Here is a 9,772-nt window from a genome sequence, read left to right on the forward strand (position 1 = left end):
ATCCACTCGACGAACCGCGCGAACTGGGTGGAGAAGCCGAGGAACAGCGTGGTGTTGACGACGTTGAAGATCGTATGCGCGTTGGCGATCTGACGCGGTGTCTCGGCACTCAGCCGCTCGACCCCGATCAGCTCCTCCGATACGGGCGAGATCGCGGTCACCCACCGCGCCAACTCATCGATGAAGCCCAGCCACAGCAGGACGCCGGCAAGATTGAACAGCACATGGACGATCGACGCACGCAGCGCCTCCCGCGGTCGGCCGATCGAGGCCAGGATCGCCGTCACGCAGGTGCCGACGTTGGCGCCGAAGATCAACGCGATCCCCGCCGGCAGCGAGAGGATCCCCTGCCCGGCGCTGACGATCACGACGGCGGTGGTGGCGGAGCTGGACTGGACCAGTGCGGTGAACAGCGCCCCGGCCAGGATGCCGACGACGGGGTTGTCCATGTGCGTCATCCAGTCGAGGAACGGCCCGTAGTCGCGCAGCGGCTGCATGGCCTCGCCCATCACGCCCATGCCGAAGAACAACAGCCCCAGCCCCATGATCCCCTTGCCGTGGAAGCGCAGTTTTTCGAGACGGGAGATCAGCGTCATGCCGAAGCCGGCGGCGATCAGCAGCAGCGCGAACTTGGTCACCTTGAAGGCGATGATCTGTGCGGTGACCGTGGTGCCGATGTTGGCACCCATGATGATGCCGATCGACTGCGACAGCGACATCAGCCCTGCGGTGATGAAGCCGACGACCATCACCGTCGTGACCGACGAGGACTGGATGATCGCGGTGACGAAGGCACCGGTCAACGCGCCGGTGATGCGGTTGGACGTGAGCGTGGCCAGGATCGATTTCATCCGCTCGCCGGCGACGGCCTTGAGCGCCTGCGACATCATGTCCATGCCAAACAGGAACAGCGCCAGCCCGCCGAACAGACCCATCACCAGCGGCCAGACCTCGAAACTCTCCGCTCCGTTCATTCGTCGTCGTCTTTCCGGTCCGCCTTGACGATCGTGACCGGGATCGGCGACAGCTGCGCGACGCGCTCGGCCTTCGAGCCCAGCAACAGGTGGGACAGCCCGGTGCGTCCCTGGCTGCCGATGACGATCATGCAGGCGTCACAATGCGCGGCCTCTTCGAGGATCCTCGTGACCGGGATACCGACGAGGAGCGTTTTTTCGAGGGACTGCAGGCTGGGCAGGTCCGGGTTGTCGGCGATGACGGTTGCCAGGAACTCCGCCATCATCTCGGCGGCGGCATCCTCGATGAGCTGCAGTTCGCCCTTTTCGTTGACCCGTGAGTAGTAGCCGGGCTCGGACTCGGGGTCATGGACGACGTGCAGGACACGGAGCGTGGCGTCGAGACGCCCGGCGAGTCCCGCGGCCCAGGCGAGGGCGGAGGCCGAGTGCCGGGAGAAGTCGACCGGGACGAGGATCGGGCCTGGGGGTTGGGGCTTGGTCGTCATGGCGTCTGGATCCCAAACGGTGAGTTTAGCTCAAAGGGGTTTGGGGATTGTGGAGTCCGGGTGGCGACTACTTGTGGCTGTGGTAGACCTTGGCCACGATCTTCCAGCCGCTGTCGAACTTCAGCAGCGACAGGTAGTCGGTGTACTTCAGCTTGCCGTCGTTTGATAACTCGATCTTGACCGCGGCGCTGCCACCGGTGACATCGACGCTGACGAAGGTGTGTTCCCACTTGTTGCCGGCCGGGTCGAAGTCGGCGGCGGCCTTGCGCTTGGCCACGCCGTCGGACCAGGTCACGATCGGGTACTTCTTGATCGCTTCACCGTCCGCCGAGTAGATGGCGAAGTCCGGGTGGAAGCCGGCGCGCATCGCTTCGGGGTTCAGTTCGTTGAAGGCGCCGTGGACGTAGCTCTCTTCGATCAGCTTCTTGATCGCGGCTTCTTCGTGGCCGTCGGCCAGGAGCGGGGCGGCGCAGAACAGCAGGAACAGGCTGAGGACGATCGTCTTCTTCATCTTGTATCTCCCGGGGTTTGAAGGCTGAGTATACCCGTGTCCCTGGTTGGCTGGAGGGAGACCGTCCCACCCCCGATGGGGCCGATTCTTCGTCATCTTGGCCGGAATCGCTGGCACCGGCATCGTTCCAACGGTAGATTGAGACCCACTATGACAGCGCTGTCTTTTTCCGATCGGCCGTCCATCCCGAGACCCCTGCGGTCCCTCGTGGCCCTGCTGTTCGTATTCGCGGCCGTGGGCTCGGCCCAGTCCCAGACCGTGCTGTGGAGCGAGGAATTCGACTCGCCGTCGACCCTCGATTGCTCCGTCTGGTCCTTCGACATCGGCGACGGCTGCGCCGAGGGGATCTGCGGCTGGGGGAACGCCGAGTTCCAGGACTACACCAGGGACCCGGCCAACGTCCGCGTCGAGAACGGCCAGTTGATCATCACCGCACAGAGAGAACAGATCGGGGGCGGCCCTAGCTACGCCTTCACCTCCGCCCGTCTCAAGACGGAGAACCGGATGACGTTCCAGTACGGCACCGTCGAGGCACGGATCCAGCTGCCCGACCTGGCCGACGGGTTGTGGCCCGCGTTCTGGACGCTGGGCAACAACATCTCCACCGTCGGCTGGCCGGATTGCGGCGAGATCGACATCTTCGAGATGGGTAACGCCGGCGCGATTGCCGAGGGCGTGGTCAACCGCCGGGTAGGCTCGACGGCGCACTGGGAGTCCGGTGATGGCTACGCGGGTTACGGGCTGTCCTACACGGCGCCCAGCGACCTCAACGACACGTTCCACATCTACCGCATGGAGTGGACGCCCAGCGCCATCTCCACCTACATCGACGGCATCTGGATCTGGACCATCGGCATCTCGAACCCGTCATCCTTCGACGGGGAGGAGTTCCACGCGCCGCACTTCCTGTTGCTGAACATGGCCGTCGGCGGCAACTACACCGGGATCGTCGACGACGAAGCCGACATCAGCGCACCGTTCCCGGCCGAGTACCGGGTCGACTGGATCCGGATCTACGACAACGGTCACACGATCCTGGGCGGCACGGGGCCCCGTGGCCCGCTCAGTCTCGATCGTGCCGGCAACGACGTCGAGCTGCAGTTCGCGACCGACGTCGGTATCAGCTACGACATCGTCTACAAGACGAATCTGAGCGATTCGACCTGGACCGTGCTGCAGACCGTCGTCGGCGACGGCAGCGTGATGTCGGTGTTCGATCCGATCGGCGCGCCGGGCGCCTACTACCGGGTCGTGTCGGCTGACTAAGGACTGGGTCCGCGGCGTTTGCGCTCCGCCAGCCGACGCTTGTACTCCCGTTTCAGCAGGACTTCTCTGTCGATCACCTGGAGCGTCGTTGCGGCGACGTCGTCGGGGATCGTGCCGGGGATCTCGAACTCGATGTCGAATTGCATCGGTTGCATGGACATCAATCGATCGATTCGGACCGTTCGGGCATCGTCCAGTGGCTTGCCATCGCTGGACCAGAAACGAACCTTCAGCGTCACGCCCGCATAGAACGCCGTTCGATGCTTGGTCAACAGGCCGCTGACGGTCGAGTCTTCTCGCCTGAGCTCGGTCAAGAACACTATAGGCCGAGGATAATCGACGATCGCCGTTACGTCGGAGCGATTCGAGACGAAGGCGATCAGCCGCTTAGAATCTTCCACGACCGCCAGACCCCAGGAGAACTCCCCTCTTGACGCTCGGGATTTTTCTTGGGGTGAGCTGACATCGAACTCATCGGCGTCGATCTCGTAGGTGTGCCCGGGTTCGAGGTGCACGTCCAGTTCGATGGAATCGTTCGACGTGAGTGATTTCCAGGCCGCCGAGTAGGTCGCCCGAATCCGTGCCGGTCCGCTGTCACAGGCGGACACGCCGTCGTAATTGACCGTGTTGTCCTGCAAGACGATGTCGTGCAGTTGGCAGCGCACGGTGGGAGTCGGGGGTGTACCCCCGTCGTCGCCGGCTGACAGCGTCAACGCCGTCAGCAGCATCCCGAGGAGGCACGGACCGAGGTGTCGCCGTCGAGTGCTCATTGTCCAGGCGGTAGCGGAATCTCGGTCATCGGCTTCAGTGTTCGCCTGAAGTCAGGATTCTTGGCCTCTCGCCTTTCGATGAAATCCAGCATGGACTCGTACCAGGTTGGCTTTCCCTTACTGCGTCGTTTCTCATCCGATGCGCGCATCTTCTGATACTGCTTCTCGGCTTTTTCCTGTTTCTTCTCGTCGAGTTCCTTGGGCGGCTTTCCGGAGACGAGTTCCATCGCGCGGTCGTAGTTCTTGAACGACTCGTCGAGCGGCATGATCCGCCAACCACCGCCGCCGTAGGGGACCTTGTTGTTGAGGCCGATCACCAGACCGTAGGTCTTGCCCGCCTCGAGATCTCCGTGAAGCCAGCCATTTTTCGGGTGAAGCCCGAGTCCGGTGCCGCCGGCCATGAAGGTGTAAGTCCCCGGTCGCAGTTCGTGACGAGCGTACTGCTTGCCGTACAGGTAGGGGCGCAGGACGTCTTCGTTGGCGTAGACGCGTGCGGTGTCGAGGAGGGGTGTCGAGTCCACGCGAACCACGTAGAGGACGGCCTTGTCTGCCGGGGCTTCCTGCGAGAACGCTGGGCTGGTGATTGCGGCGAGCGCGGCGATGGCTGTCAGTAGGGTGATGAGGGTGAGGGGTCGGTTGTTTGGGTTCGGCATCGGTCGTCGTCCTCGGGTTGGTTGGGTCGGTGACGGTCGTATGGGGGATTGTACCCTTACCACGACGCGGGTCCACCAAAGTCTGACCGAATCGAAATCAGGTCAATCGAGCTTCTTGCGCACGGAGCGAAGCCAGCGAGCGCGGGCTTCGAGCTCCGCAATCGCGCCGTCCCGCCCGATCGAATCGAATGCCTGCAGTGTGGCCGACTGAGCCTTCTTTTCGTCTCGGTGCTCGCCCAGCGTGGTCTCGGTCCGTGCGATCGCCTCGTCCAGGAAGGCGAGGCGCCGTTTCGGTGAGAGGTTTCCGAGGAAGAAGATGCGCGTCCGGACCGGGTCGTAGGTGAAGGCCGCTGCCCAGTCCGCCAGGGGCGGCGACAGCCAGGCACGCAGTTGATGACGCCCGGCGCGCGTCAGGCTGTAACTGCGACGCGTCCGCGAGCCCCACTTCTCTTCGTCGACGCGGATCCACCCGCGATCCTCGAGACGTTGCATCAGGGGGTAGATCGCACCCGCGCTGGCGCTCCAGTAGGAGGAGAGAGAGATCTTCAGGTTGTGGCGAATGCGGTAGGCCGTGCAGGGCTGATGCTCGGCGACGATCCCCAGGACGCAGTTTTCCAGCTCTGTGGCGATCCGCCCGTCATCTCCCCCGCCCGCAACGCTGCGTCGTGACACTGGCCTCCCCTCGTACAGCCTTCTTCTTGACTGCAGCAGGAACATACAGTACTATTCGTACTATTGAATGTCAACGGGGAGCCTGAACGTGATCCGACGTCACCCGATAACCTGCTGCGTTTTGCTCATCCTCACGCTGGGCGGTTGTGCGCAGTCGGCCGCGTCCGTGAAACCGATGGGCGCCTACCGGCTCGAAGACGGCCGCGTCGTCAGCATTCGCCGCAGTACCGAAGATGCCCTGCGGTACCGGTTCTACGAAAACGGAGAGAGCGGTCGGCTCTACCGTATGACCGAAACACGCTACGTCTCCGGCGCCGGCTTCAGTTCCAGATCACCGGTGAACCTGACCGTGGACTTCGAGATGAACGCGGACGGTCGAGTCCGCAACCTGTCCTGGACAGACCGGGACGGGCCCGTACTCGGCGGCTCCAGGATCGGCGAAGAGGAGTCGATTAGCTTCGAGAGCGACGGAGCCCGACTGTCCGCGCGGCTCGACCTTCCTGCCGGCCCGGGCCCGCATCCGGCGATCGTGCTGCTGCACGGCTCCGGCAGCGATGCGGGTACGGAGTACCTGTACAACGGGGACTTCTTCGCCGCCCACGGCATCGCGGCACTCGTTTACGACAAGCGGGGAACCGGTCGATCCGAGGGGACGTACACGTTCGACTACGAACAGCTTGCCCGGGACGCGGTCGCAGCCGTGCAGTTCCTCAAGGCGCGCTCCGATATCGACCCCGAACGCATCGGCCTGGCCGGCTACAGCCAGGGCGGATGGGTGGCTCCCCTTGCCGCGTCGCTTTCCGAGGACGTGCGCTTCGTGCTTGTCAGCTACGGCATGATCGAGTCGGCCGTGGAAGAGGCGCGGCTCGAGACACGAAACCTCGTCCGCAAGCGCGGCGTGGCCGAGGAGTTCATGCCCGCCGTTGACGAGTTGACCGTCGCCGCGGTTCATGTCGTTGCGACCGATTTCCGCGAGGGTTGGGACGAGTTCGCGGCTGCGAAGAAGAAGCACAAGAACGCGCCCTGGACCCAACAACTCCACGGCAGTCCGGTCGCGGGCTTTCTCAAGTACCCGCGCTGGCTCGTCAAGATGGTCGGTCGCCGCAAGGCGCCCAACGGATTGTCCTGGTACTACGACTCGTCCAGGGTCCTGGACGATCTGACGATTCCGATGGCCTGGTTCCTCGGCGAGGCGGACGAGAGTGCGCCCAACGAGTTGACGATTCCGACGCTCCGACGGCTTCGAGAGTCGGGCAAACCCTACGAACTGATCCTGTTTCCCGACGCCGATCACACCATGCTGATCTTCGACGAGCGCGACGGCGAGCGGATCTATAGCGGGTACGCGCCCGGCTATTTCCGAGCGGAAGTCGAGCACGCCCGTCGGCTTGCCGGTTTGTAGGTTCAGTGCGTCGTCGTCTCACGCTCCGCCGAACCGAACTCCAAACCGACCTGATCCAGCAGCTGCGTCAGGTCCTCGCCCGTGGCCGGAATCTGCGACACGATCTCCTTCGCGTGCTTGCGGACCCAGTCGTCTGCGTCGTCGCGGGCATGCGGTCCCCCGTCGCGACCCAGCAATCTGTCCCACTCGCGTAATCGAGTCACGCCGTAGCGCTCCAGAGTGTCGGTCGGGTCGTTGCCCTGAATCTGCGCGGCGATCACGCGCGCCAGCTCCCACCCCTCGGCAAGCCCGACGTTGAGGCTCTGTACACCGATGGGGTTGGTCAGGTGGGCGGCATCGCCGGCCAACCAGATGTGGTCCTTGCCGTAATTCTCGACGAGCCTCCCGTCGAAGTGAATCAGGCCGCTCCAGTGGATATCGGCCTCGATGTTCGGGAACCACTTGGCCCGTTCGTTGATCAGCGCGTTCAACCGCTCGAGCAAGGGCTCGTGTTCTGCCTCGTCGTTGATCTGGAAACTGAATCGGCAGCGACCGCCGCTCATGGGCCAGTAGACGTTGGTCATCCCGTTGTGACGGAAGATCCGCATCTCGTTTCCCGGGTTGATCGGACTCTCACATTCGAAGACCGAGAAAGTCTGCCGCGGGGTGATGTGGCGATACTCGACGTCGAGTTGGTCACGGGCGAACGAGTAATAACCGTCGGCGCCGACCGCGTAGCGGCAGTGGCTCTTGAGCAGTTTTCCGACGACCCATTCCAGTCGCGCGATGGGATAACCCGAGGGAACCTGAATCAGCCGAGCCAGGTCGGCGTCTACACCCGTGGGAGAATCGTCCAGCGACTGCACCCGTTGACTCCAGCGGACCTTGACGTCCCGCCGACTCAGCTCGGCCACGAGGGTCGACTCGAGAATCCGCTGGGGCACGACCAGGACGAAGGGGAACGAGCCCGGGAGATCTTCGAGCGACAACGACAAACGGGTCTTGAGGTCTTCCATCATCGTGACCCGCTCGACCTTGTGACCTTGCTCGATCAGCTCGTCGGCAAGACCCAATTCATCGAGGAGACGAAGCGACCTCGGGTGCAGCGCCAGGGCGTAACTGTGAATGCGGGTGCGTCGGGTCTTGTCGACGACCTGCACCTTGAGGCCCCGGTGGCGGAGATGAAGTGCTGTGATTAACCCGACCGGCCCGGCACCGATCACCAGCACATCGGTGCGTTGCTTTCCAAACACGTCGCACCTCCTGGACCGCTTTGGCGGTCATGGTGATTTTACCGCTGTGGGGGTGGGAAGTCGCGTGGGGTTGTGGAGTGGGGGGATCGTTTTTGGGCGTGACTGCGCAGACCGAGACCTACCGCCCGGCCACCCGCTCCGCGATCTTGTCCGCCCAGTTCATCACGATCGTGACCCGCGGCCGCGTCTCGGTCTGATTCTCGTCGGCCGCGTTGTGCGCCACCAGAATCCGCTCGCCGTCACGTGAGATGTCCATCTCCTGCCCGCCGCGACCTCCGTCGAGGTCGAACGCCAGGATCGGCTCGTCGGCCGCGAAGTCCGGATCGGTCTGGACTTCGACCCGGTAGACACTGGCAGAGCCGGCCATGTAGGTGATGCGACGGCCGTCCCGCGACCAGATCGGTCGGTAGCCCTCGACGGCCGAGATCATCCAGCGGCGGCCGGTTGCAATCTCCATCACGTGGATATCCCAGCGTCCCGTTTCGTTGGACTGAAAACAGAAAAAGCGACCGTCGGCAGAGACACGCCCGTCCAGTTCGTCTGCACGGGTATCGATGAGAACCTCGACCTTCGGTTCGCCGACGAGGGCGACCCGCGCCAGGTCCGAGTTGCCCGGCGACATCCGTGAGAAGTAGAGCCACTGACCGTCTGCGGACACCGAGGTGGGAAGCTCTGCGCCGTCGGTCGCCAGCAGCTTCTCGGCCGGCGCGCTCAGGTCGGCGGGGCGTCGCCAGATGTCATTGACGCCGTCCCGCACCGACGCGAAGTAGATATGAAGACCGTCGTGGGACCAGACCGGAGAGGTGTTGCGACCGGTCGTCGTCAGTCGCTGGACGCCTTCGCGATCGACCGCTCCGATCCAGATGTGGGTGCCCTCGAGGTCGTTGACCTGCAGCGCGACTCGCTTTTCGTCAGGCGATAGCCGAGCGGCGGCGAGGCGACGGGGCCCCAGCGGCAGCCGCTGCTCGCTGCGGTTCTTGTCCAGAAACGCCAGCCCCACGGTGCGTACACCGGTCCCGGCAGGGTTCGCGAACGCCAGCATGCCGTCGTCCGAGACGTCGTACCCCGCGGCACCGGTCTCGTCCTCCGCCGAGGTGTGCACGTTGGTCTCCATCGCCTGGCTCGCACCGGTGGTGGTGAGCGTCTCGGCGTCGAACGGAACGGCGAACAGCGTGTTGTCCTGCACGTAAGTCAGGAAACCGCTTTTCATGTAGCGGGCATCGCGCCCGCGCTGGACCAGCACACGACGCTCGTTGGTCTTCAGCGACTGGGCCTCGATCGACCCGTCGACCCAGGCGCGAACGCCGCGGGCCACGGAGAACATCACCCACTCCCCGCCCGGCAACAGTTCCGGACCGTGGGCAAACTCGCCCTCTTTCAGCTCGACGAACAGCTCGGGCTGACCGCCGGAAGCCGGCACCCGCCAGATCCCGTGATTGGCGCGGCCGATATAGATGGAGCCGTCGTCGGCCCAGTGCATGCCCATCGGCCGCTGGTCGAGAGGGCCGACGATGACCGGCACGCCGCTTCCGTCGATCGAGGCGCGCTTGATGTGACCGCTGTCGAAAAACGCCAGCTGCCGGCTGTCCGACGAGAACGCCGGTGAGCGCGCCGACTGGGTCTCGGGGATCAAGCGAATCTCGGTGCTGTCCAGGGAACGTAGCATCATTCCCTGGGACGGAAAGGCGATCGTGCGTCCGTCCGGCGCGATGGCGACGACACGGTTGTAGTTGGCGCCGAAGTTCTGGCCCTCCGGCAGCATGATCTCGAAGCGGAGGTCGGGGGGCGATGTCGCGTTGTTCTGCGA

At 64.0% G+C, this 9,772-nt stretch carries 10 protein-coding genes; 2 read left to right on the forward strand and 8 right to left on the reverse strand.

Annotated features, from left to right (window positions below; genetic code table 11):
• The 3 genes from OES25_16640 to OES25_16650 form a co-directional block, all read right to left on the reverse strand.
• On the reverse strand, positions 1-974 hold a 974-nt coding region (locus OES25_16640), incomplete at its 3' end, for a Na/Pi cotransporter family protein (GenBank protein MDH3629267.1).
• Positions 971-1,459, reverse strand: a complete 489-nt coding sequence (locus OES25_16645; protein ID MDH3629268.1) for a universal stress protein — start codon at positions 1,457-1,459, stop codon at positions 971-973. The genes OES25_16640 and OES25_16645, both read right to left, overlap by 4 nt.
• A gap of 67 nt (positions 1,460-1,526) precedes the next feature.
• On the reverse strand, positions 1,527-1,970 hold the full coding sequence (locus OES25_16650; GenBank protein ID MDH3629269.1) for a nuclear transport factor 2 family protein: 444 nt from the start codon (positions 1,968-1,970) through the stop codon (positions 1,527-1,529).
• Between the two features lie 150 nt (positions 1,971-2,120).
• Here OES25_16650 and OES25_16655 point away from each other — a divergent pair, with 150 nt between their 5' ends.
• Positions 2,121-3,236 carry a glycoside hydrolase family 16 protein gene (locus OES25_16655; GenBank protein MDH3629270.1) on the forward strand — a complete coding sequence of 372 codons (1,116 nt, stop codon included), beginning with the start codon at positions 2,121-2,123 and terminating at the stop codon, positions 3,234-3,236.
• On the opposite strand, the gene OES25_16660 is transcribed toward OES25_16655, so the two are convergent.
• The 3 genes from OES25_16660 to OES25_16670 all read right to left on the reverse strand — a co-directional run bounded on the left by OES25_16660 (position 3,233) and on the right by OES25_16670 (position 5,331).
• Positions 3,233-4,006: a hypothetical protein gene (locus OES25_16660; GenBank protein ID MDH3629271.1), complete on the reverse strand. Its 774-nt coding sequence runs from the start codon at positions 4,004-4,006 to the stop codon at positions 3,233-3,235. The genes OES25_16655 and OES25_16660 overlap by 4 nt on opposite strands.
• A complete protein-coding gene (locus OES25_16665) occupies positions 4,003-4,659 on the reverse strand; it encodes an exodeoxyribonuclease VII small subunit (GenBank protein ID MDH3629272.1) in 657 nt (218 codons plus the stop codon). Before OES25_16665 ends, OES25_16660 begins: the two co-directional genes overlap by 4 nt.
• Before the next feature lie 102 nt (positions 4,660-4,761).
• Positions 4,762-5,331: a PadR family transcriptional regulator gene (locus OES25_16670; protein MDH3629273.1), complete on the reverse strand. Its 570-nt coding sequence runs from the start codon at positions 5,329-5,331 to the stop codon at positions 4,762-4,764.
• An 88-nt stretch (positions 5,332-5,419) separates the two neighbouring features.
• Between OES25_16670 and OES25_16675 the strand changes: the two genes are divergently transcribed.
• Complete coding sequence (locus OES25_16675) at positions 5,420-6,733, forward strand: alpha/beta fold hydrolase (GenBank protein MDH3629274.1); 1,314 nt, start codon at positions 5,420-5,422, stop codon at positions 6,731-6,733.
• Between the two features lie 2 nt (positions 6,734-6,735).
• On the opposite strand, the gene OES25_16680 is transcribed toward OES25_16675, so the two are convergent.
• Together OES25_16680 and OES25_16685 are read right to left on the reverse strand one after the other, a co-directional pair.
• Positions 6,736-7,965 carry an FAD-dependent monooxygenase gene (locus OES25_16680; protein ID MDH3629275.1) on the reverse strand — a complete coding sequence of 410 codons (1,230 nt, stop codon included), beginning with the start codon at positions 7,963-7,965 and terminating at the stop codon, positions 6,736-6,738.
• A gap of 118 nt (positions 7,966-8,083) precedes the next feature.
• The coding region (locus tag OES25_16685) for a hypothetical protein (GenBank protein ID MDH3629276.1) at positions 8,084-9,772 on the reverse strand (1,689 nt) is incomplete at its 5' end.

The organism is Acidobacteriota bacterium, from assembly GCA_029861955.1.
Classification (GTDB): Bacteria; Acidobacteriota; Polarisedimenticolia; order Polarisedimenticolales; family Polarisedimenticolaceae; genus JAOTYK01.

Excerpts from the sequence above, each read along its gene's own strand:
- OES25_16655 (MDH3629270.1), top strand. The coding sequence starts at position 2,121 with ATGACAGCGCTGTCTTTTTCCGATCGGCCGTCCATCCCGAGACCCCTG.
- OES25_16665 (MDH3629272.1), bottom strand. The coding sequence starts at position 4,659 with ATGCCGAACCCAAACAACCGACCCCTCACCCTCATCACCCTACTGACA.
- OES25_16660 (MDH3629271.1), bottom strand. The coding sequence starts at position 4,006 with ATGAGCACTCGACGGCGACACCTCGGTCCGTGCCTCCTCGGGATGCTG.
- OES25_16645 (MDH3629268.1), bottom strand. The coding sequence starts at position 1,459 with ATGACGACCAAGCCCCAACCCCCAGGCCCGATCCTCGTCCCGGTCGAC.
- OES25_16650 (MDH3629269.1), bottom strand. The coding sequence starts at position 1,970 with ATGAAGAAGACGATCGTCCTCAGCCTGTTCCTGCTGTTCTGCGCCGCC.